Origin of the sequence: Actinomadura kijaniata NBRC 14229 (genome assembly GCF_001552175.1) — a bacterium.
GTDB classification, from domain to species: domain Bacteria; phylum Actinomycetota; class Actinomycetes; order Streptosporangiales; family Streptosporangiaceae; genus Spirillospora; species Spirillospora kijaniata.
The window spans coordinates 1-20,590 of sequence record NZ_BCQR01000024.1 but is presented as its reverse complement, the minus strand read 5'-3'; the positions used below and the strand labels follow the sequence as shown (position 1 = coordinate 20,590).

General features: G+C 72.9%; 20 protein-coding genes and 1 tRNA gene. 3 read left to right on the top strand and 18 right to left on the bottom strand.

Features of this window, described 5'->3' with window-relative positions; all coding sequences use genetic code 11:
* Positions 1-92: 92 nt before the first annotated feature.
* Entirely contained in the window at positions 93-662 is a 570-nt protein-coding gene (locus tag AKI01S_RS08890) for a hypothetical protein (RefSeq protein WP_157419731.1), read from the bottom strand.
* Positions 663-1,574: 912 nt separating this feature from the next.
* On the opposite strand from AKI01S_RS08890, the gene AKI01S_RS08885 reads away from it, so the two are divergent.
* Positions 1,575-2,306, top strand: coding sequence for an MFS transporter (locus AKI01S_RS08885; protein ID WP_067813816.1), 732 nt, complete (start codon positions 1,575-1,577; stop codon positions 2,304-2,306).
* A gap of 267 nt (positions 2,307-2,573) precedes the next feature.
* On the opposite strand, the gene rho is transcribed toward AKI01S_RS08885, so the two are convergent.
* The 7 genes from rho to AKI01S_RS08850 form a co-directional block, all read right to left on the bottom strand.
* On the bottom strand, positions 2,574-4,559 hold the full coding sequence (gene rho, locus AKI01S_RS08880; RefSeq protein ID WP_067813814.1) for a transcription termination factor Rho: 1,986 nt from the start codon (positions 4,557-4,559) through the stop codon (positions 2,574-2,576).
* 465 nt (positions 4,560-5,024) lie between these two features.
* A complete protein-coding gene (gene thrB / locus AKI01S_RS08875; RefSeq protein WP_067813812.1) occupies positions 5,025-5,945 on the bottom strand; it encodes a homoserine kinase in 921 nt (306 codons plus the stop codon).
* 62 nt (positions 5,946-6,007) lie between these two features.
* Positions 6,008-7,075 carry a threonine synthase gene (thrC, locus tag AKI01S_RS08870; RefSeq protein WP_067813810.1) on the bottom strand — a complete coding sequence of 356 codons (1,068 nt, stop codon included), beginning with the start codon at positions 7,073-7,075 and terminating at the stop codon, positions 6,008-6,010.
* Positions 7,076-7,131: 56 nt separating this feature from the next.
* Positions 7,132-8,433, bottom strand: a complete 1,302-nt coding sequence (locus AKI01S_RS08865) for a homoserine dehydrogenase (RefSeq protein ID WP_067813808.1) — start codon at positions 8,431-8,433, stop codon at positions 7,132-7,134.
* Entirely contained in the window at positions 8,430-9,821 is a 1,392-nt protein-coding gene (lysA, locus tag AKI01S_RS08860) for a diaminopimelate decarboxylase (protein ID WP_067813807.1), read from the bottom strand. The genes AKI01S_RS08865 and lysA overlap by 4 nt, the downstream gene beginning before the upstream one ends.
* Positions 9,818-10,528: a DALR anticodon-binding domain-containing protein gene (locus AKI01S_RS08855; protein ID WP_157419730.1), complete on the bottom strand. Its 711-nt coding sequence runs from the start codon at positions 10,526-10,528 to the stop codon at positions 9,818-9,820. Before AKI01S_RS08855 ends, lysA begins: the two co-directional genes overlap by 4 nt.
* A 21-nt stretch (positions 10,529-10,549) precedes the next feature.
* Positions 10,550-10,912, bottom strand: a complete 363-nt coding sequence (locus tag AKI01S_RS08850; RefSeq protein ID WP_067813959.1) for a response regulator transcription factor — start codon at positions 10,910-10,912, stop codon at positions 10,550-10,552.
* Positions 10,913-11,046: 134 nt separating this feature from the next.
* Here AKI01S_RS08850 and AKI01S_RS08845 point away from each other — a divergent pair.
* A tRNA-Arg gene (locus AKI01S_RS08845) sits at positions 11,047-11,118 on the top strand.
* A 185-nt stretch (positions 11,119-11,303) separates the two neighbouring features.
* Here AKI01S_RS08845 and AKI01S_RS51625 read toward each other — a convergent pair.
* The 3 genes from AKI01S_RS51625 to AKI01S_RS08835 all read right to left on the bottom strand — a co-directional run bounded on the left by AKI01S_RS51625 (position 11,304) and on the right by AKI01S_RS08835 (position 12,946).
* Entirely contained in the window at positions 11,304-11,474 is a 171-nt protein-coding gene (locus tag AKI01S_RS51625) for a hypothetical protein (RefSeq protein ID WP_169813931.1), read from the bottom strand.
* Positions 11,475-11,930: 456 nt separating this feature from the next.
* Entirely contained in the window at positions 11,931-12,614 is a 684-nt protein-coding gene (locus AKI01S_RS08840) for a permease prefix domain 1-containing protein (protein WP_067813802.1), read from the bottom strand.
* Positions 12,611-12,946 (bottom strand): PadR family transcriptional regulator, encoded by a 336-nt coding sequence (locus tag AKI01S_RS08835; protein WP_067813800.1) that lies wholly within the window; start codon positions 12,944-12,946, stop codon positions 12,611-12,613. The genes AKI01S_RS08840 and AKI01S_RS08835 overlap by 4 nt, the downstream gene beginning before the upstream one ends.
* Positions 12,947-13,332: 386 nt before the next feature.
* On the opposite strand from AKI01S_RS08835, the gene AKI01S_RS08830 reads away from it, so the two are divergent.
* Complete coding sequence (locus AKI01S_RS08830; RefSeq protein WP_067813798.1) at positions 13,333-14,148, top strand: sensor histidine kinase; 816 nt, start codon at positions 13,333-13,335, stop codon at positions 14,146-14,148.
* Positions 14,149-14,187: 39 nt separating this feature from the next.
* Here the strand turns inward: AKI01S_RS08830 and AKI01S_RS08825 are convergent, their stop codons facing one another.
* From AKI01S_RS08825 to AKI01S_RS08795, 7 genes are all read right to left on the bottom strand, one after another.
* Positions 14,188-15,411 (bottom strand): beta-ketoacyl synthase N-terminal-like domain-containing protein, encoded by a 1,224-nt coding sequence (locus AKI01S_RS08825; protein WP_067813796.1) that lies wholly within the window; start codon positions 15,409-15,411, stop codon positions 14,188-14,190.
* On the bottom strand, positions 15,408-16,694 hold the full coding sequence (locus tag AKI01S_RS08820; protein WP_067813794.1) for a beta-ketoacyl-[acyl-carrier-protein] synthase family protein: 1,287 nt from the start codon (positions 16,692-16,694) through the stop codon (positions 15,408-15,410). The genes AKI01S_RS08825 and AKI01S_RS08820 overlap by 4 nt, the downstream gene beginning before the upstream one ends.
* The gene (locus AKI01S_RS54635) at positions 16,691-17,548 is read right to left on the bottom strand and encodes a cupin domain-containing protein (RefSeq protein ID WP_067813792.1); all 858 of its coding nucleotides are present in this window, start codon (positions 17,546-17,548) and stop codon (positions 16,691-16,693) included. Before AKI01S_RS54635 ends, AKI01S_RS08820 begins: the two co-directional genes overlap by 4 nt.
* Before the next feature lie 26 nt (positions 17,549-17,574).
* Positions 17,575-17,823 (bottom strand): acyl carrier protein, encoded by a 249-nt coding sequence (locus AKI01S_RS08810; protein WP_067813789.1) that lies wholly within the window; start codon positions 17,821-17,823, stop codon positions 17,575-17,577.
* 78 nt (positions 17,824-17,901) lie between these two features.
* The gene (locus AKI01S_RS08805) at positions 17,902-19,263 is read right to left on the bottom strand and encodes an acetyl-CoA carboxylase biotin carboxylase subunit (RefSeq protein ID WP_067813957.1); all 1,362 of its coding nucleotides are present in this window, start codon (positions 19,261-19,263) and stop codon (positions 17,902-17,904) included.
* Positions 19,263-19,742 (bottom strand): acetyl-CoA carboxylase biotin carboxyl carrier protein, encoded by a 480-nt coding sequence (locus AKI01S_RS08800; RefSeq protein WP_067813788.1) that lies wholly within the window; start codon positions 19,740-19,742, stop codon positions 19,263-19,265. Before AKI01S_RS08800 ends, AKI01S_RS08805 begins: the two co-directional genes overlap by 1 nt.
* Positions 19,735-20,590: acetyl-CoA carboxylase carboxyltransferase subunit alpha (locus AKI01S_RS08795; protein WP_067813786.1), on the bottom strand; the 856-nt coding region annotated here is incomplete at its 5' end. The genes AKI01S_RS08795 and AKI01S_RS08800, both read right to left, overlap by 8 nt.

Below are 20,590 nucleotides of genomic sequence, written 5' to 3'. Positions count from 1 at the left end.
ACGTCCCCGCTTCCGCGATCCGGATTACTTGCGGCGTGGCGCCACGGAAGCGGGGTCCGTTCATCAGCGGCGGGTTATGGCACCAGGCCGGTTCAGCCGCCAGCCGACCAGCGGTACGCGCCGTTGCGGTAGCCGGTCACGTTGACCCACGGCGAGTAGGTCTTGCGGTTACCGGTGTAGTAGAAGCGGTACTGCGCCTTGGAGGTGACGGAGCTCCAGCTCTTGGTGGGGGCGGCCGACTTCTTGACCCAGCCGCGCATGCGCCACACCTTCTTGTTGGCGGTGGTGGCCTTCCAGTTCGCCCGGTAGGAGAGGACCTGAGAGCCGTTCCAGCACCAGGTGAGGCGGTTGGTGACCTTGATCAGCCAGCGGCCTTTGGAGTTCTTGTAGCCGCGGGTGCGCTCGTACACCCTGCACGGCGCCGCCTTGATGGCCGCGGCCTCCTTGGCGCTGTACGGTCGGCCCGCACGCTTGGCCTCATTGATGAGGGCCGCCCCGGAGATCGCTCCCTCACGCGTGACGGTCACCTCCTTGCCGAAGTCGTCCTGGGCCGCGGCCGGCTGGACCTTCGTCCGGGTCTCGGCCTGGGCGGCCGGGCCCGCGGCGAACAGGCCGCCGACCAGGGCGCCGGAGACGATCGTCACACTGACGACACGCCGCATGTATTCCTCCATGCTTGAAAAAAGGGGGAGAGCGCGGGATACCGCGCCATGAGGCTATCGGTACCACTTGGCTCTTTTCTCACTTCTGTGATGCATGTGACAGCTGATCGGTTCCATGGTTTCCGGCTTCTTTTGGAACTTCTTCCGGGCGCGGCGGGAGGTGCGGGCGGCAGTGCCTCGGACGTCTCCGCCGCCTCGCCCGAGGGATGGCCGTCAGGGCGCGGACCGGCTGGTCGGGGACGTTGGCAGGAGGGGATCCGCCCGCGAACGGTGCGATCGCCGGGACGGAACCCTCGACGCGAGGGAGTGACAACCCCGGACGATAGGGCGGTTTCGTTACCGCGGCGCCTTGACCCGATGTGGTCGGCTCCGCACCCAACTTCTCGTATCAAGATCGTTAATGCCGGGTTACGTGCCGGAAGCCTGCGGCGCCGTTTCGGGTGCCTTGGTGGCAGTCAGGTCGTGTCCGCCGTCATGAGTCGCCCGATGCCGAGCGGACGGTGCCGCAGCCGTCGCCGCCGCGCCAGAGGGTGGGATGTCCGCAGCAGCCGGACACCCGCTACCGCAAGGACCAGCGAACCCCGCCGGACCACGATCACCCCGACCACCAAGCTGATCTCGCTGTGAGACCTTGACCACAGGGCCTGGGCCTGTCGCCAGGCGAGCCAGCGGGCCAGTTGGTCACCATGTTCTCGGTCGTGTGCGCCGTGGCCGCCCCGCCGCGACGGTGGTCACGGCTGCTTGGCCCCGGCGGAGACTGCTGGTCAGCGGCCTGCTGCTGTTCCGCACCGCCAACGTCGCCGCCGCGACGGCTGCCCTCTCCCGCCCGCCGCCGCTAACCGCCCCCCTGTCCCCCGCCGAACGCCGGGGCCGCGACCTCGCGACGGTCATGGCGGGCCTGGGCGAGGGGCCGTGGTCGGCGTCCCGCTGGGCACGTGGATCGGCGCGGCGTTCGGCTGGCGCGCGACGTTCCTGCTGGTCGGCGCGCTCGGCCTGGGCTGCCTGGCGCTCACGCGCGCGGCCCTGCCGCAGGCCCCGCCCGCTCCTCCCGCGCGCCTGTCCGCCCGCCTGCGGCCCCTGCGGCTGCCCGCCGTGCTCGGCGTCCTGCTCGCCGCCGTGCTGGGCAACCTCATGATCCAGACGTATCTGGCGGTGTTCCTGCGCGAGTCGGCCGCGGTGAACGCCGCGACGCTGGGTGCCCTGCTGGCGCTGGCGGGCATCGCCGGGACGCGGTTCAGCGGCGCGCTGGCCGATCGGCTGGGCGCGGGCCGGGCGTTCGCGGCGGCGTCGGCAGCGTTCGCGGTGACGATGGCCGGGCTGGCGGCGTGCTGGTGGCTGCGCCCGGTGCCGCCGGTGGCGGTCGTCCCGGCGCTGCTGCTGTGGTCGGCGGTCGCGCGGGCGGTGCCGCCGCCGGTCCAGACCCACGTGCTGGCGCTGGCCGGTCCGGACGACGGCCCGCAGGTGATGGCGCTGACCAGCAGCGCCGTCTATATCGGCGCGTCGCTGGGCGGCGCGGCGGCCCGGGAACGCTGCCCCGGCGGCCGGTGCGTGCGCGTTGGCGGTGCTGGCGGTGTTCGCCGCCTTCGGGCACGCGACACCCTCCGCGCGTGCCGGAAAGGGCGGGGCGGATGGCTCCGAACATGATGACGGCCGTCGCGTCCACCGGGAGGACCCCGCATGAGAACGAGCCGGGCCGCCGTGGGGCCTGCCGCTCCAGAACCCCGTGGCGGAGATCATCGCCGCCGCGGCGTGACGCACGCCCTACGGCGTCGGCGAGCACGCCCTCAGCGACACCGGGTGCGCGCCGTTCGAGGGCCGCCGCGACCGGGCGGGCTCCGGCGCACGTCCCCTGAAACGGCGGACGCCCCCGCCCGGAGGCGATCCGGGCGGGGGCGTTCGTCAGGTTCGCGCTCAGCGGTCGTCGGAGACCGTGGTCTTCTGGACCTGGAGCAGGAACTCGGCGTTGGACTTGGTCTCCTTCATCTTCTCGATGAGGAGCTCCAGCGCCTGCTGGGTGTCGAGGGCGTGCAGGACGCGGCGCAGCTGCCAGACGACCCGCAGCTCCTCCGGCGCCATGAGGATCTCCTCCTTGCGGGTGGAGGACTGGTCGACGTCCACCGCAGGGAAGATCCGCTTGTCGGCGAGCTGACGGTTGAGCTTCAGCTCCATGTTGCCGGTGCCCTTGAACTCCTCGAAGATGACCTCGTCCATGCGGGATCCGGTCTCCACCAGGGCGGTGGCGAGGATGGTCAGCGAGCCGCCGTTCTCGATGTTGCGGGCCGCGCCGAAGAACCGCTTGGGCGGGTACAGCGCGGTGGAGTCCACACCACCGGACAGGATGCGGCCCGACGCCGGGGCCGCCAGGTTGTAGGCGCGGCCCAGACGCGTGATCGAGTCCAGCAGGACGACCACGTCGTGCCCCAGCTCGACCAGGCGCTTGGCCCGCTCGATGGCCAGCTCGGCGACCGTGGTGTGGTCCTCGGCGGGACGGTCGAAGGTCGAGTGGATGACCTCGCCCTTCACCGTCCGCTGCATGTCGGTGACCTCTTCGGGACGCTCGTCGACCAGAACGACCATGAGGTGGCACTCGGGGTTGTTCTTGGTGATCGCGTTGGCGATGGACTGCAGCACCATCGTCTTGCCGGCCTTCGGCGGCGAGACGATCAGACCGCGCTGGCCCTTGCCGATCGGCGACACCAGGTCGATGATCCGGGTGGTCAGCACGCCCGGGTCGGTCTCCAGGCGCAGCCGCTCCTGCGGGTACAGCGGGGTGAGCTTGGAGAACTCGACGCGCTGCTTGGCCTGCTCGGGCTCCATGCCGTTGACCGTGTCCAGGCGGACCAGCGCGTTGAACTTCTCGCGCCGCTCGCCCTCGCGGGCCTGGCGGACCGCGCCGGTGATGACGTCGCCCTTGCGCAGGCCGTTCTTGCGGACCTGGGCCAGCGAGACGTACACGTCGTTCGGGCCGGGCAGGTAGCCGGTGGTCCGGACGAACGCGTAGTTGTCGAGGATGTCCAGGATGCCCGCGACCGGGATGAGGACGTCGTCCTCGCTGATCACCGGCTCCTCGTAACGGTCGCCGCGCCCGCCACGGCCGCGGTTGCGCTCGCGGAACCGGCGACCCCGGCGGCCGCGGCCGCTGCCGTCGCCGTCGTCGTCGCCCTGACCGCCGCCCTGGCCGCCGCCCTGCTGCTGCTGGTTGCCGCCGCGCTGGCGGTTGCCCTGCTCGTCGCGGTTGCCGCGCTCGCCACGGTCACCGCGCTCGCTGCGGTCACCCCGCTCACCACGCTCACCGCGGTCGCCACGCTCGCCACGGTCACCGCGCTCGCCACGGTCACCGCGCTCGCCACGGTCACGGCGGTTGCGCTGACGGCCGCCCTCGCGGCCGCTCTCACGACCGCCCTGGTTCTCGCCGTCCTCGGTCTTCTTCTCGGTCTTCTCCGCCTTGTCGGCGGCGGGCTTGTCGGCCTTGTCGGCCTTCTCCACCCGGACGTCGCCCTCGGCCCGGTCGGCCTTCTCCGGCTTCTCGGTCTTCTCGGGCTTGGCGGCGGTCTCGGCGGGAGCCTCGACGGTGTCACGCTTGGCGGCGGTGCGCGTACGGCGCTGCCGAGCCGGAGCCTGCTCGGTCTTCGCCTGCTCAGCGGCTCCCTGCTCGCCCGCGGCCGAACCCTGCCCCTGGCCGCCCTGCTTCTCCTGGATGGCGGCGATGAGCTGGCTCTTGCGCATCCCCGTCACGCCGGTGATGCCGAGGCTGGACGCGAGCGCCTTGAGCTCGGGCAGCACCATGGCCGACAGGCCGGTACCGGTCCGGCGGCGCCGGGGGGTGGCACGCTCGGCGGTCTCGCCGGCGGAGGCCGTGCTGGAGGCGTCCGTAAGGAGTTCGCTGGATTCGCTCACTAAGGGTCCTTCCCAGGGAGCGGGCTTTGGCCGACGGTCGGCCAGGCAACCCGATGATGCGGCCCGGCGGGGGCGCCGAGTCGGGGTCCGCGGACCGAGACAGGTCCGGGATCTGTGATTTCTGGGCACAGCCAGATGGTGGTCGGGACGGCTCGCTCGCTGGCCGGTCCGTTACCGCCACGTCCGAAGTCACACTGGAAAGCCTGGCGACGGAGAGTCACGGCGACGGGAAGCCTCGTACGCGGGACCGACACGACCGGAGGGCCGGACAGGTGACGCGTGGCTGACGAGCACACGGCCCCGAACGGGGCATCTGGTGCGGCATTCAGCCTAACATCACCAGGGCACACTGCTATTCCCCAGAGGTCGATGTCTTCGCATTTTACCTACGTGGATCATCGCACCGGCCGGAGTGCCGCCCGAACGCCCGGTCCCGCACGGAAGCGGGATCGGAGGCCGGGACCGTCAGTCGGGAACGCGAGCGCCGCGAGGGGCGACGTCCAGCGGGTGTATGTGCCACCCATTACCCACTTTCGCGGTCGTCGAATCAATCCGGTCCCCGGCGGTGAGGGCCAGGACCGTCGGCCCCGCCCCGGAGATCACCGCCGGGACGCCCTCGGCCCGCAGCGCGGCCACCAGTTCGGCCGACTCCGGCATGGCCGGGGCGCGGTACCCCTGGTGCAGGCGGTCCTCGGTGGCGTCCAGCAGGACGTCGTCCCCGAGGCCGCCGGTCAGCGCGGCGACCAGCAGGGCGGCGCGGCCCGCGTTGGCGGCGGCGTCGGCGTGCGGAACGGCCGCCGGCAGCAGCCCGCGCGCCTGCTCGGTCGCCACCCGCCGCTCCGGGACGAACGCCACGACCCGCCCGACCCGCGACTCCAGCCGGACGAGCCGGGGCCCGTCCGGCGTCGTCCAGGCGACGGTCAGCCCGCCCGCCAGGCACGGCGCGACGTTGTCGGGGTGGCCCTCGATCTCGGTGGCCAGGCGCAGCGCCGCGTCGTCGTCCAGCACCCGGCCGTGCGGGTGCAGGTGCCGCGCGGCGATCACGCCCGCCACGATCGCGGCCGAGGAGGAGCCCAGGCCGCGGCTGTGCGGGATGCGGTTGCGGCAGCGCAGCCGCAGCCCGGCGGGCTGGCCGAGGTCGCTCCCGGCCAGCGCGTCGATCTCCTCGAACGCGCGCCGCAGCACCCGGACGATCAGGTGCCGTTCGCCGCGGTCGGCGACCTCGGCCCCCTCGCCCTCGACGTCGATCTCCAGGCCACCGGCGGTGACCTGGACCTCGACGTCGTCGTGCAGCGACAGCGCCAGCCCCAGGGAGTCGAACCCCGGGCCGAGGTTGGCGCTGGTCGCGGGCGTGCGCACCAGGACGGGCTCACCGGCCCAACTCATGGAACCCCCAGGTAGGGAGACGGGGACCGCCCGGCGCGCGGACGGTCCCGTTCGTGCGGTGGCTAGGCCAGGCCGAGCGCGGAGGCGGCGGCGTGCGCGTCCACCTTGACGGTGGTCGGCGCGGGCGCCCCGGCGATCGCCCAGTCGGGGTCCTTGAGACCGTTTCCGGTCACGGTGCAGACGATCTTCGAGCCGCGCTCGATCCTGCCCTCCTCGGCGGCCTTCAGCAGGCCCGCGACGCTGGCGGCGGAGGCGGGCTCCACGAACACGCCCTCCTCGGCGGCCAGCAGCCGGTAGGCGGCCAGGATCTGCCGGTCGGTGACCGAGTCGATCGCGCCGCCCGACTCGTCGCGCGCGGCGATCGCCAGGTCCCAGGAGGCGGGGTTGCCGATGCGGATCGCCGTGGCGATCGTCTGCGGCTTCAGCACCGGCTCGCCCTTGACGAACGGCGCCGCGCCGCTGGCCTGGAAGCCCAGCATGCGCGGGGTCCGCGAGGCCACCCCGTCGGCGGCGTACTCCTTGTAGCCCATCCAGTACGCCGAGATGTTGCCGGCGTTGCCGACCGGCAGGCAGTGGATGTCGGGGGCGTCGCCGAGCGCGTCGACGATCTCGAACGCGGCCGTCTTCTGCCCCTGCAACCGGTACTTGTTGACCGAGTTGACGAGCGCGACCGGGTAGTCGACCGACAGCTTGCGGGCCAGCTCCAGGCAGTCGTCGAAGTTGCCGTCGACCTGCAGCAGCCGCGCGCCGTGCACCAGGGCCTGCGCCAGCTTGCCCATCGCGATCTTGCCCTGCGGGACCAGCACCGCGCAGGTCATCCCGGCCCGCACCGCGTACGCCGCCGCCGAGGCGGAGGTGTTGCCGGTGGAGGCGCAGATGACGGCCTTGGCGCCGTCCTCGGCCGCCTTGCTGATCGCCATGGTCATGCCCCGGTCCTTGAACGAACCGGTCGGGTTCGCGCCCTCGACCTTGAGACGGACCTCACAGCCGGTCAGCTGCGACACCCGGTGCGCGGGGACCAGCGGGGTGCCGCCCTCCAGCAGCGTGACCACCGGCGTTCGCTCCGACACGGGCAGGCGGTCGCGGTACTCCTCGATGAGGCCGCGCCAGGCGCGGGCGGTCCCGTTCACGTCGATCTCCTCAGCTGACCTGCGGCTTTGCGCCGGATTCTAGACCCGGTAAGGGGTTATTCGTCGCCTTCGACGCGCATGACGCTCGCCACCTGGCGGACCATGGGGAAGGCGCGCAGCCCCTCCACGGTCGCCGACAGCGCGGCGTCGGGCGCCCGGTGCGTGACCACGACCAGCTGGGCGTCCTCGCCCATGCCCTCCTGCCGGACGGCCTTGATCGACACGCCGTGCCGGGCGAACTCCTCGGCGACCCCGGCCAGCACACCCGGCTGGTCGGCGACGTCGAGCTGGATGTAGTAGCGGGTGGTGGTCTCGCCCATCGGCAGCACCGGCAGCTCGGCGTAGGTGACCTCGACGGGGCCGGTCGTGCCGGCGACCACGTTGCGGGCCACCGCCACCAGGTCGCCGAGGACGGCCGAGGCGGTCGGGGCGCCGCCGGCGCCCGCGCCGTAGAACATCAGCGAACCGGCGGACTCGGCCTCCACGAAGACGGCGTTGTACGCCTCGCGCACGCTGGCCAGCGGATGCGACCGGGGGATCATCGCCGGGTAGACGCGCACCGAGACGCCGCGCCCGTTGCGGCCGTTCTCCTCGGGCACCCGCTCGCAGATGGCCAGCAGCTTCACGACGCTGTCCATCTCCTTGGCGCCCGCGACGTCGGCGGAGGTGACCTCGGTGATGCCCTCGCGGTGCACGTCGGCGGCGGTCACCGGCGTGTGGAACGCCAGCTGCGCCAGGATCGCCGCCTTGGCCGCCGCGTCGAAGCCCTCGACGTCCGCCGTGGGGTCGGCCTCGGCGTACCCGAGGGCCTGGGCCTCCTCCAGCGCCTCGTTGAACCCGGCGCCCTGGGTGTCCATCTGGTCGAGGATGTAGTTCGTCGTGCCGTTGACGATCCCCAGCACCCGGTGGACGTGGTCGCCGACGAGCGACTCCCGCAACGGCCGCAGCAACGGGATCGCGCCCGCCACCGAGGCCTCGTAGTACAGGTCGACGCTGTACTCGCGGGCGGCCGCGAACAGCGTCGCGCCGTCCTCGGCCAGCAGCGCCTTGTTCGCGGTGATCACCGACTTGCCGGTCTTCATCGCCGCCAGGATCAGCGACCGGGCGGGCTCGATCCCGCCGATCACCTCGATGACGATGTCGACGTCGTCGCGGGTGACGAGGGCCTCGGCGTCGGTCGTCAGCAGCGCCCGGTCCACGCCCTCGCGGACCCGGTCGGGCCGCCGCACGGCGATCCCGACCAGCTCCAGGGGCGTGCCGACGCGCGCGGCCAGGTCGGCGGCCTGCTCGTTGAGCAGCCGCACCACCTCGGTGCCGACGACGCCACAACCCAGTTGCGCCACCCGCAACGGTTTCACCCTTCGACCTCCGCATCGAGACGCAGCAGGTCGTCGTCGCTCTCGCGGCGGACGATGACCCGCGCCTTGCCGTTCCGGACCGCCACCACGGCGGGCCGGGGAATGTGGTTGTAGTTACTGGCCATCGATCGACAGTACGCACCGGTGGCCGCGACCGCCACCAGGTCCCCCGCCGCCAGATCCTCGGGCAGCCACAGGTCGCGTACGACGATGTCGCCGCTCTCGCAGTGCTTGCCGACGAGCCTGCTGAGCATCGGGGGCGCGTCGGAGGTCCGGCTGGCCAGGACGCAGGTGTACTCGGCGCCGTAGAGGGCGGTGCGCAGGTTGTCGCTCATGCCCCCGTCGACGGAGACGTAGGTGCGCAGTCCCTCGACGTCCTTGACGGTGCCGACCTCGTACAGGGTAACCCCGCCCGGACCGACGATGGCCCGCCCGGGCTCCACGGTCAGCCGGGGCATGGCCAGCTCGTAGGCCCGGCACTCCCGCCCGACGATGTCCCGCAGCCGGTCGGCCATCTCCTTGGGGTCGATGGGCTCGTCGCCGTCGGTGTAGGCGATCCCGTAGCCCCCGCCGAGGTCCAGCTCGGGCAGCTCGATCCCGTGCTCGTCGCGGATCGCGACCAGCAGCCCGGCCAGCCGGTGGGCCGCGACCTCGAACCCGTCGGCGTCGAAGATCTGCGACCCGATGTGCGAGTGCAGCCCCACCAGCTCCAGCGCGTCGAGCGCCAGCACCCGGCGCACCGCCTCCAGGGCGGCGCCCGAGTTCCGCGAGAACCCGAACTTCTGGTCGTCGTGGGCGGTCGCGATGAACTCGTGCGTGTGGGCCTCGACACCGGTGGTGACCCGGATCATGACCTTGGGCCGGACCCCGCGTTCCCGCGCGAGGTACCCCAGCCGCGCGATCTCCTCGAACGAGTCGAGCACGATGCGCCCGACCCCCGCGTCCAGGGCCCGCTCCAGCTCCCACACGGCCTTGTTGTTGCCGTGCAGGGTGATCCGCTCCGCGGGGAAGCCCGCGGCCAGGGCGATGGAGAGCTCGCCCCCGCTGCACACGTCGAGCCCGAGCCCCTCCTCCTTGATCCACCGCGCGACCGCGGTGCACAGGAACGCCTTGCCCGCGTAGTGGACGTCCCCGTCATGGAACGCCTGCGCGTACTCCCGCGCCCGCGCCCGCACGTCGTCCTCGTCGTAGACGTACAGCGGGGTCCCGAACTCCTGCGCCAGGTCCCGGACGTCGACGCCGCCGATCCGGACGGCGCCGTCCCGCCGCCGGGCGCCGCGCGGCCACACCAGCGGCTCCAGCTCGTTCAGGTCGGCCGGAGGCGGCACCGGGTGGTCTTCGGGAAGGACGTCGGCGTGGCGCGGCCCCGCCGGGTGAACTCTGCTCATATCCGCTCTCTGGGTGTCTCACCGATCATGTTCATGCCGTTGGCCAAGGCGATGCGCGCGGCCTCCGCGAGGGTCACGCGGGCCCCGTGCACCGCCCCGGGTTTCTCATCGCCCCGGGGCAACGCCGGACATCGTTCATGAACGTCGTGATAGGCACCCGCGAGCCGTTCCAGGCACTTCACCAGCGCGCCGGGGTCGCGTTCCCGTTCGGCCTGCCGGGCCCGCCCGGGCAACTCCCCCAAGGCTCCCAGCAACGCCAGCTCCTCGTCCCGGACGAGCCCCACCGGTTCCCCCGGCCCGATCCCGAGCTCTTCCGCCCATCTCCGCACCGCCGCGGCCCGCGCATAGGCGTACCGCACCGCGAACCCGGGATTCTCCCAGGTCCGGGGCCACTCGTCCCATCCCCCGCCCGGCACGCGGGCGACCCCGTAGGAGTCCCCCGCGGCGATGACCTCCGCCGCCAGACTCCCCGGCTCCACGAAAACAACGACCATCCCCCGGGCGACCTCGGCCCGCAGCACCCCCGGCCACCGCGCCACCCGCCGGGCGAGCTCCTCCGGATCCAGCCCCAGCCTCAACGCCACCGGGCTGGCATAGACCCCGGGGCCCCGCCCCACGACATCGACCCCGTCCGGCGGCACGACACCACCCGCCACGGCGTCACGCACCGCGGCCACGAGGGCGTCACCGACATCGACTGGGGTCACTCTGGTGAGACTATCTGACCACTATCTGGACACGGCAGCGAGTTTACGCACAGTCTGGATCAGCACGTTGGGGTCGAACGGCTTGGTGACATAGGCGTCCACACCGATCTCGTGCCCCCGCCGGATGTCGTGCTCCTGCGCCCGCGCCGTGATCATCACGACCCGGATGTGCGAGGTGGCCGGATCCTCCCGCAGCCGGCCGGCGGTCACCCACCCGTCCAGCCGGGGCATCATCACGTCCAACGTGATCACATCGGGCCGAACCTCGCCGACCCGCTCAAGACAGTCCTGACCGTCCACCGCGGTCTCGACCTCGAACCCCTCCAACTGCAGGTTCACGGCGATCAGCTGCCGGATCACCTCATCGTCGTCGACGACCAGCACGCGTCCCAGTGGCTCGGTCACCCTCCCGAAGCTAGCCGACTCCCTCCCCCGACGCACGGCGAACGCCCACGTACGCACTACGCGTCGAACCCTGGTAGCCTTCTTCCCGTCGCACCGCAGAGACGAGCGACAGGGCCCCCTTAGCTCAGGGGATAGAGCAACGGCCTCCGGAGCCGTGTGCGCAGGTTCGAATCCTGCAGGGGGCACCTAGCAAGACCACCAGAAACCCCGGCAGTCCAGGCGAAACGCCAGGCGCCGGGGTTTGTTGTATGTGCCGCCGTTCGCCAGCATCCCCGAAACATCCACGGAATGCATTCCAAGGCGTCCGCCCAGGACAGCACAGCAAAAAGCTCCGGTACGGAATCAGGACTTACACCGCTGACAAGCAGCATCAAGTCACATGGTCGTCGTTTGACGATGGCGTGCGAAGCGCCCGCCGGACGGTGCGCCAAGCCTGGATCACCTCAAGGACCTTGAGCAAGACCTCCCAGAGCATGATCAAGAGCAGAGCCACCATGCCGGTGGCGCCGAGGACAGCGAGCGTGGCCTCATCCCAGCTCACGGCCTGAGCCCCCGAAGCGTCAGCCGCGCCCCTTCCAGGCACACGACAGTGTTCGCGGCTGCGCGAACCTTGGTGGCTCCCGCCACGCCGATCGGTGATTCGGCCAGTGCCGCTGCAACATCCTCCTCGAAGGGGAAACGATGCCACTCAAGCAGCCGTTGGTCCCCGGAACCCCAGAGGCGCCGCTCTTCAGATCCCCGTCCTCGCTCCGTGAGGCTCTGCGGGCGGTTTGAAGGCACTCGGCTGCTTCGCTGATCTCGGGGAGTTCGTCGAGCCAACACCGTTCCTGTGTACTCAATGGCTCGCTAAGCGGCTGGAATTCGGTTGACGGTCGGCGGCTGCCGACTCGCGGCCATCTTCCGTCACGCTCGCCGGTGATGATGAATTGAGCGCCGGTCAGGTCATTGCGAAGTAGGGCGCCTTGGGGTTTGTTGGGCGTCGGGGGTGGGGGCGTCGTCAGGTTGTGCAGGCCAGGCGGCCGGCGGCTCGTAGGTGGTTCAGGGTGCGGTTCACGCTGAACGTCACGTAGCAGGACAGGCCGATCGGGATCACCGCCCACTGCCAGTCGACCGAGTCGGGGCCCGACAGGATCCGGTCCAGCAGGAGCAGGAAGTTCACGGTCAGGCCGAGGAGCAGGCCCGTTCCGGCCCACAGGTTGGCCTGGTGGCCGAGCCGCTGGCGGGCGGGGCGGGTCAGGCCGCCGGTGCCGCGCAGGGTGAGCAGGCCGCAGAGGGCGGCGGCGACGGCGATCGAGGCCAGGGTGCCCAGCAGGCGGCCGCCCAGCTCGACCTCGGGCGGGCCCTGCGGCCAGGGGTCCTTGGGACCCGCCAGCAGGAACGTCACCCAGACCAGGGCCAGCAGGGGGGTGACCGCCAGCACGGTCGAGGACAGGCGCGTCCCCTCGCAGTGGAGGGTGGCGCTGGCGAGGTCGCGGACGATCAGGTCCACCTCGCCCCACTCGGCGACGGCGGCGCGTTCGGCGGCGGCGCGGGACAGTCCCTCCTGCTGGTGGTGCTCGGCGGCGCTCTCCAGGCCGTCGCGCATCTCCTCCAGGAGCTGGCGGCGGTGGCGGCGCGAGCCCTGGAGGCGCGCCGCCACCGCCGCCAGGTAGGCGTCGATGTCCCGCGGGATCTCCGTCATGCGCGCACCACCTTCTCGTCGCCGAGGACGGTGGAGATGACGACCGCTATCTCACGCCACTCGCGGCGCTGCTCGCCGAGGGCGTCGCGGCCCGCCTGGGTGAGCTCGTAGGTGCGGCGGCGCCGGCCGTCCACCTGCGACCAGGTGCCCTTGACGAGTCCGGCGCTCTCCATTCGGCGCAGCGCGGGATAGATGGTGCCGGTGGGCGGGCAGATCTCACCGCCGCTACGTCGTTGCAGTTCGCCGATAATGGGGTAACCATGCATCGGCCCCAATTCGAGAACGGCGAGGATCATTCCTTCGAGATGACCCTTCAGGAGTTCTGCGCGCATGGCCCGATCCTACCGCAGCCAGGCCCGGCGGCCCCGGAATCGGAAGGGTGACGGAAAGTATCCGAAGCTTTCCTACCGGTTTGGTCTCCTACCCCTGTCCTCGCTGATTAGGACGTGCCAGAGGGTGCAGAAGTTGCCACACAGGCCGGGACCGGCCACGCGCGGCGGCCCGAGGGCCAGCGGCGAACGGCGCTGACCTGGCCCTTATCACGATCTGACAGAACTGCTTCGCGACCCGTTGAAAATTTTTGTGCTTGCCTACAGGAAACCCCCACCGTAGGCTTCCTACGTATGCTATTAGTCGCCGCTCTGTGTGTTCATGGCGTCTCAGGGGGAGATGCCATGCGCGACCTCCTCGGAGCGCCTTACTGAATCATCACGGGGAAATGATGGTAAAGCGCTGGTGGATTTTCGTCGACCTCTCCCTGGCGCCGCGTCCCGACGGGATGAACGAGAAGCTGTGGTGGGGGCTGGTGGGGCTGTTCCTCGGCGCGGTCGTCAGCGCCGCCGCCCTGGGCGCGGCCGAGGTGCGGCGGCGCAACCGCCTCCGGGCCGAGCGCTGCGCCGTGGAACGCGAGCGCCGCCGCATCGCCGGTGAGCTGCACGACGCCGTGGGGCACGGGCTCGTCGTCATCGCGATGCACTCGCGCCGGCTGCCGCCGCACGTCGGCGGGGTCGCCCAGCTGATCGACGAGACCGCGCAGGCGACGCTGCGCGACATGCGCCGGATCATCGGCCCGCTGCGCGGGGCCCCGGTCCCGGCCGACCCGGACTGGTCGCTGTCGCGCCGGGTGGCCGAGCTGGTGGAGCGGGTGCCCGCCAGCCCCCCGATCCGGCTGGAGATCGTCGGGGACGAGCCCGCGCTGCCGCACGAGGTCCGCGCCACCGCGCTGCACACCGTGCAGGAGGGGGTCAGCAACGCCCTCAAGTACGGCAGCGGCCCGATCGAGGTGGCGCTCGACTACGGCGACCCGGTCCGGGTCGCCGTCACCAGCGCCGTCGGCCGACAGTCCGAACCGGTGGTGCGGATGGCCGATCCGAACAGCGGGCAGGGGCTGAGCGGGCTGCGGGAACGCGCGCTGCGGCTCGGCGGGACGCTGGAGTGCGACCCGTGCCACGACGGCCGGTTCCGCATCAGGATGAGCCTGCCGGCGACCGGCGCGTCCATGGTCGCGCTGGCCGGCGAGTGCGAGTCCGCCTGAGCACCCGGCGGGGGCCCCGTCCCGAGGGGCGGGCCCCCGCTACGCGACGGCACGGCGCAGGACCGCCGCCGAGTTGAAGCCGCCGACGCCGCGCGCCACGACCAGCGCGGCACGCAGGCCCGCCCCGGTGCGCGGCTCGGTGACCAGGTCGAGACCGTGGTCGGTGGAGAAGGGGTCCACGTTGACGGTCGGCGGGATCGTGTCGTGGTGCAGCGCCAGCGCCGCCCAGGCGAGGTCGAGGGCGGCCCCGCCCGAGCACAGGCGGCCGGTCATGGTCTTGGGGACGGTGACCGGGACCTGCGCGGGAGCGCCCGCGAAGACCTCGTGGACCGCCGCGGCCTCCACCGCGTCCTGCCCCGGATCCCCCGAGCCGTCGGCGAAGACCACGTCGATGCCGGCCGGGGTGAGGCCCGCCCGGGAGATCGCCAGCCGCATCGCGCGGGCGAGCTGCCGGTGCTCCGGCGCGGGCCCGGTGGGCCGGTGGGCGTCGTGGGTGGCGGCGGTCCCCGCGAGCTCGGCGTAGAGGGTCACGCCGTCGCGCGCGCGGGCCCGCTCGCGTTCCTCCAGGACCAGGATCGCGCCGCCCTCCCCCGGCACCCCGCCGCACGCCCGCGCGTCGAACGGCCGGTACCCGCCGGAACGGCTCACCGTCTCCTGGCTGTTCTGGCAGACCAGCGCGTACGGCGACAGCGGCGCCTCGGTGCCGCCGACCAGCACCGCGCCGGTGCCGCGCCGGATCAGCCGGGCGGCCTGGGCGGCGGCGTCCAGGCCGCCCGCGGCGTCGGAGACCACGACCCCGCACGGCCCCTTCAGCCCGTGCCGGATCGACAGCTGGCCGGTGCTGGCCGCGTAGAACCAGGCGATCGACTGGTAGGCGGTGACGGCGCGCGGGCCGTCGGAGTACAGCGACTGGATCTCGCGCTGGCCGAACTCGTTGCCGCCCGAGGCGCTGGAGGTGAGCGCCGCCAGCGCGTACGGGTCGGGCTCGGCGGCCGGGTCGAGGCGGGCGTCGGCGAGGGCCTCGGCCCCGGCCGCCAGCGCCATCCACGTCCACCGGTCGGTCTGCACGCGCAGCCGGTTGGGCACCTGCTCGGCCGGGTCGAAGCCGGTGACCCGGCCGGCCGCCGTAATTGGCAGCCGGTCGGCGTCCGGAAGCGGCGCGATGCCGCACTCCCCGGCCAGCGTCGCCGCCCAGTGGGCGGCCTGCCCGACCCCGGTCGGGGCGACCACCCCGATCCCGGAGACCACCGTGCGCCGGGTCACCGGTCCCCTCCCGTCCGGGAACGCGACAGCCGCGACAGGACCATCGCCGACTGGAACCCGCCGAACCCGCTGCCGGCCGACAGCGCGTGGTCGACGATCGCCTCCCGCGCCACGACCGGGGTGTAGTCCAGGTCGCAGTCGGGGTCGGGGTTCTCCAGGTTGGCGGTGGGCGGGATGACGCCCCGGTCGATCGCCAGGGCGCAGGCGGCCATCTCGATCGCGCCGATCGCGCCGAGCGAGTGGCCCACGACCGACTTGATCGAGCTGATCGGGACGCGGTAGGCGGCCTCGCCCAGGGCGCGCTTGTAGGCGGCGGTCTCGTGGCGGTCGTTCATCTTGGTGCCCGAGCCGTGCGCGCTGATGTAGCCGAGGTCGTCGCCGGTCAGCCGGGCCTGGGCCATGGCGTCGGCGACGGCCTCGCCCAGCTCGACGCCGTCGGGGCGCAGGCCGGTCATGTGGAACGCGTTGGCCCGCGTGGAGTACCCCGCCAGCTCGCAGTAGATCCTCGCGCCGCGTCCGCGGGCGTGCTCCAGCTCCTCCAGGATCAGGAACGCGCAGCCCTCCCCCAGCACGAACCCGGCGCGTTCGGCGTCGAACGGCCGCGACGCCCGTTCGGGGTCCCGGTTGTGCGGGGTGGTGGCGCGGATCGCGTCGAACGCCGCCGCCGAGAACGGCGTGACCGGCGCCTCCGACGCCCCCGCGATCATCACGTCGGCCTCGCCGTCGGCGATGATCTGGTGGGCGTAGCCGAGCGCGTCGATCCCGGCGGTGCAGCCGGTGGACACGACCTGCGCCGGGCCGTGCGCGCCGTAGCGGACGGCCAGCTCGGCGGCCCCGCCGGACGGCACGAGCGCCTGGTACAGGAACGGCATCGCGTGCCGGGGGTCGACGATCCACTCCTGGCCGTGGTCGCTGGCGACGACGTACTCGTCCTCCAGGGTGGTCGCTGCGCCGGTGGCCGAGCCGAGCGAGACGCCGATCCGGTCCCCGTCGGCGGCCTCCGGGTCCAGCCCGCTGTCGGCCAGCGCCTCGTCGGCGGCGGCGAACGCGAGCTGCACGAACCGGTCGGTGCGCCGGATCTCGCGCGGTGTCAGCCCGTAGCGGTCCGGGTCGAAGTCGCACTCGGCGGCGATCTGCGAGCGGAACCGTTCGGGGTCGAACATCGTGATGCGGCGGATCGCGGGCTTGCCGTCCACGATCCGCTGCCAGAACTCCTCCCGGTCGCGGCCGCCGGGCGCGACGACCCCGATGCCGGTGACGACGGTGCGCCGGACGGCGGTCATGCGCCCTCCCGGTCGGGCGCGGGCAGCGGGTTGCCGTCCGCGTCCTCGGTGTCGACGTGGCCGAGTTCGGGGCGCGGCGCGAGCGGGCACAGGTGGAACACCACCAGGGCCTGGTCGTCGCCGGTGTTGGTGACGCGGTGCCGGACGTTGCGCGGGATCAGCAGCGCCGCGTGCTCGCCGACCTCGACGGGGCGGCCGTCGAGGTCCACCCGGATGCGCCCGGAGCTGACGAACAGGTGCTCCTCGGAGTAGGGGTGGTAGTGCTCGGCGACGGTGTCGCCCGGGGCCAGCCGGACCGCGCCGCCGAACCCGTAGGCCGACCCGACGGTGCTCGGCGCGATGAGGGTGCGCAGGTCGCCGCCGCGCCGAGTGTTGGCCGGGACGGACTCCAGCGGCACGACCCGGCTGCGGCGCCGCTCCAGCCGCTCCTTGATGACCCGCATCTGCTCGACCGAGTTGCGGTTGATGTTGCCGGTCATCCAGGCGTCGTCGACGGGGGCGTCGGGCTTCATGCGGAAGTGCTGCACCCAGCGCATCCGCGTGCGGTCGGGCTCGATCTCCTCGTAGGTCCACAGGATGTCCATGAACTCGAACACCCCGGTCTCCACGCGGTGCGCCCGCACGGTCCGGGTGTCGGGGTCCCACTCGCGGTAGGAGGTCCAGGACCAGACCCTGCCGTTCTCGTCGGGGTGCAGGGTGAGCCGGAACGTGGCCGAGGTCGCGGCCTCCTCCAGGATCTCGACCTTGGCGTACTCGGTGAACAGGTCGGTCCAGCCGCGCAGGTCGTTGGTCTCGCGGAAGACGAGGCCGACCGGGGCGTCGATCTCCACGGCGTTGTCGGTGTGGCCGATCATTGCGGTTCCCTCCGGGCGATGGGCGGTCAGGCGGCGGCGAGGCGGTCGTTGACCAGGCCGAGGACGTCCGCCGGGGTGGACTCGGCGGTGATGTCGTCCTCGACGTTCACGCCGAAGCGGTCCTGGATGCGGGTGGCGATCTCGAACCGGGCCAGCGAGTCGAGGTGCAGGTCCTCGAAGGTGCGTCCGTGGTCGGCGGCGGTGACGGCGCCGTCCGCGCCGACGGCCATGAGCAGCGCCTGGATGTCGTCGACGGTCAGGTTCGGGCCGGGCATGGGGTGCCTCCAAGGTGTCTCGGTGGTGGGCGCGGGACGCGCTGACGGCGCGCCCCGCGGGTCGTCGGCGGGGCGTGGCTACGGGGACGGGGAACGGGCCAGGAGCCCGTCCACATGGGTCGTGTCGTGGCGGGCCGCGCGGAAGTCGGGGTCGGACAGCAGCCGGCGCAGCAGCGGGATCGTGGTGGCCACTCCGGGGCCCTCGATCCCGAACTCCGCCAGCGCGCGGTCGGCCCGGGCGATCGCCTGGTCCCGGTCGGGGGCCCAGACGATGACCTTCGCCAGGAGCGAGTCGTAGTTCGGGGGGACGCGGTCGCCCTGGGCGAAGCCCGCGTCGACCCGCGTCCACGGGCCGCCCGGCGGGCGGAACGTCGTCAGCCCGCCCGGGGCGGGGCGGAAGCCGGCGTCCGGGTCCTCGGCGTTCACCCGGCACTCGATCGCCCAGCCGCGCGGGCGGACGTCGTGCTGGGCGAGGGCCAGGCGCTCCCCGGCGGCCACGCGGATCTGCTCGCGGACCAGGTCCAGGCCGGTCACCAGCTCGGTCACCGGGTGCTCGACCTGGATGCGGCCGTTGACCTCCATGAACGTCGGGTCCCCCGAGCCGTCCACCAGGAACTCCACGGTGCCGAGGCCCCGGTAGTCGAGGGCCTGGGCGGCGGTGACGGCGTACGCGCCGATCCGGTCGGCGAGGCCCGGCGGCAGCGCGGGCGCGGGGGCCTCCTCGATGAGCTTCTGGCGGCGGCGCTGGAGCGAGCAGTCGCGCTCGCCCAGGTGGAGGAAGGTGCCGTGGGCGTCGCAGAGGAGCTGCACCTCGACGTGGCGGGCCGAGGGAAGGAGGCGTTCCAGGTAGACGTCGCCGTTGCCGAACGCCGTGCGCGCGAACGCGGTGGTCTCCCGGTACACGCGCCGCAGCTCGGGGTCGTCGCGGGCGACGGCGATGCCGCGGCCCCCGCCGCCCGCGACGGCCTTGACCAGGACGGGGTAGCCGACGGCGGCGGCGACCTCCAGCGCCTCGGCGGCGCCGGCGACCGCGCCGTCGCTGCCGGGCAGCACCGGCAGGCCCGCCGCGGCGAGCGCGGCCCTCACCCGGGCCTTGTCGCCGACCAGCTCCATCGTGGACGGCGACGGGCCGATGAGCGTCAGTCCCTCGGCGGCGCACGCGCGGGCGAAGTCGGGGTCCTCCGACAGGAAGCCGTAGCCGGGGTGGATCGCCTCGGCCCCGGTGCGCAGCGCGGCCTCGATGACGCTGGGCGCGTACATGTAGCTGCGGCCGGGCGGCGGCGGTCCGACCTGCACGGTCTCGTCGGCGTACCGGACGGCCGCGCTGGACCGGTCGGCGGTCGAGTGGACGACGACGGTCCGCACGCCCATCTCGCGGCAGGTCCGCGCGATCCGCAGCGCGATCTCGCCCCGGTTGGCGATGAGGATCTTGTCGAACATCACGCGCCGCCGTCCGGGTCGGGGCGCACGACGACGAGGTCCTGGCCGTACTCCACCGGGTCGCCGTCCTCGGCGGGGACGGCGACGACCTCGCCCGCGACGTCGGCGGTCACGGCGTTCATCAGCTTCATCGCCTCGACGATGCCGACCTGCTGGCCGGGCGCCACGCGGTCGCCGACCCGCACGAACGGGAGGTCGCCCGGCGCGGGGGCGCGGTAGAAGACGCCGACGAGCGGCGCCGTGCAGGCGACGGTGCCGGCGGTGCCGGCGGTGCCGGCGTCCTCCTCGGGCGGCGCGTCCGGGGAGGACGGCAGCGTGACCGCCACCTCCGGCCGCGGTGCCCAGGTCACCTCCAGCGAGCAGTCCCCGGCGCGGACGACGACGCCCGACAGCGGGCCGGGGACGGTCTTCACCAGGCCGGTGACCTCCTCGCGGAGGGCGCGCAGCCGCTCGGCGATCTCCAGGTCGTGGTCAGACATCGGCCACCCTCCCGATGCGGCGGAACCGGTCGTGGCGTCCGGCGACCAGATCGGGGCCGGACAGCGGGGCGAGGTCGGCCAGCGCCTCCAGCACGGCGGCGCGGACCAGGTCGGCCGCGGCGGCGGGATCGCGCTGGCTGCCGCCGGCGGGCTCGGGGACGATCCCGTCGATCACGCCGAGCCGCAGCAGGTGCGGGGCGGTCACGTGCAGGGCCTCGGCCATGCCGGCGGCGTGGCCGGGGTCGCCGAACAGGATCACCGAGCAGCTCTCCGGGCTGATCACCGAGTAGCAGGCGTTGCGGGTCATCAGCACCCGGTCGGCGGTGGCCAGCGCCAGCGCGCCGCCGCTGCCGCCCTCGCCGGTGACGACGGAGACGACCGGCACGGTCAGCTCGCCCATCGTGGAGATCGCCTCGGCGACGGCCCACGCCTGGCCGCGCTCCTCGGCGCCGACGCCGGGGGCCGCGCCCTGGGTGTCGACGAGCGTCACCACCGGCAGCCCCAGCCGTTCGGCCAGGCGCATGAGCCGGGTCGCCTTGCGGTAGCCCTCGGGTTCGGGCATGCCGAAGTTGCGGTCGACGAGTTCGGCGGTGTCGTGGCCCTTCTGGTGCCCGACCAGCATGACGGTGCGTCCGCCGAGCGCGGCGAGCCCGCCGACGATCGCGGGGTCGTCGCCGTGGTGCCGGTCGCCGTGCAGCTCCAGGAAGTCCTCGCACATGAGCCCGGCGTACTCCAGCGTGGTCGGGCGGGCGATGTCGCGGGCGAAGCGGACCGTCTCCCACGCGCCGCGCTCCGCGGTGTCGAGGCCGGGGCCGCCGGGGCCGCCGGGGCCGCCGGGGCCGCCGGCC

What these genes read in the sequence shown, in the direction of transcription:
- AKI01S_RS08890 (WP_157419731.1), bottom strand. Translation starts at nt 662, where the DNA reads ATGCGGCGTGTCGTCAGTGTGACGATCGTCTCCGGCGCCCTGGTCGGC.
- thrB (WP_067813812.1), bottom strand. Translation starts at nt 5,945, where the DNA reads ATGAGTTGGGCCGGTGAGCCCGTCCTGGTGCGCACGCCCGCGACCAGC.
- lysA (WP_067813807.1), bottom strand. Translation starts at nt 9,821, where the DNA reads ATGAGCAGAGTTCACCCGGCGGGGCCGCGCCACGCCGACGTCCTTCCC.
- AKI01S_RS08840 (WP_067813802.1), bottom strand. Translation starts at nt 12,614, where the DNA reads ATGACGGAGATCCCGCGGGACATCGACGCCTACCTGGCGGCGGTGGCG.
- AKI01S_RS08835 (WP_067813800.1), bottom strand. Translation starts at nt 12,946, where the DNA reads ATGCGCGCAGAACTCCTGAAGGGTCATCTCGAAGGAATGATCCTCGCC.
- AKI01S_RS08830 (WP_067813798.1), top strand. Translation starts at nt 13,333, where the DNA reads ATGATGGTAAAGCGCTGGTGGATTTTCGTCGACCTCTCCCTGGCGCCG.
- AKI01S_RS08820 (WP_067813794.1), bottom strand. Translation starts at nt 16,694, where the DNA reads ATGACCGCCGTCCGGCGCACCGTCGTCACCGGCATCGGGGTCGTCGCG.
- AKI01S_RS54635 (WP_067813792.1), bottom strand. Translation starts at nt 17,548, where the DNA reads ATGATCGGCCACACCGACAACGCCGTGGAGATCGACGCCCCGGTCGGC.
- AKI01S_RS08810 (WP_067813789.1), bottom strand. Translation starts at nt 17,823, where the DNA reads ATGCCCGGCCCGAACCTGACCGTCGACGACATCCAGGCGCTGCTCATG.
- AKI01S_RS08805 (WP_067813957.1), bottom strand. Translation starts at nt 19,263, where the DNA reads ATGTTCGACAAGATCCTCATCGCCAACCGGGGCGAGATCGCGCTGCGG.
- AKI01S_RS08800 (WP_067813788.1), bottom strand. Translation starts at nt 19,742, where the DNA reads ATGTCTGACCACGACCTGGAGATCGCCGAGCGGCTGCGCGCCCTCCGC.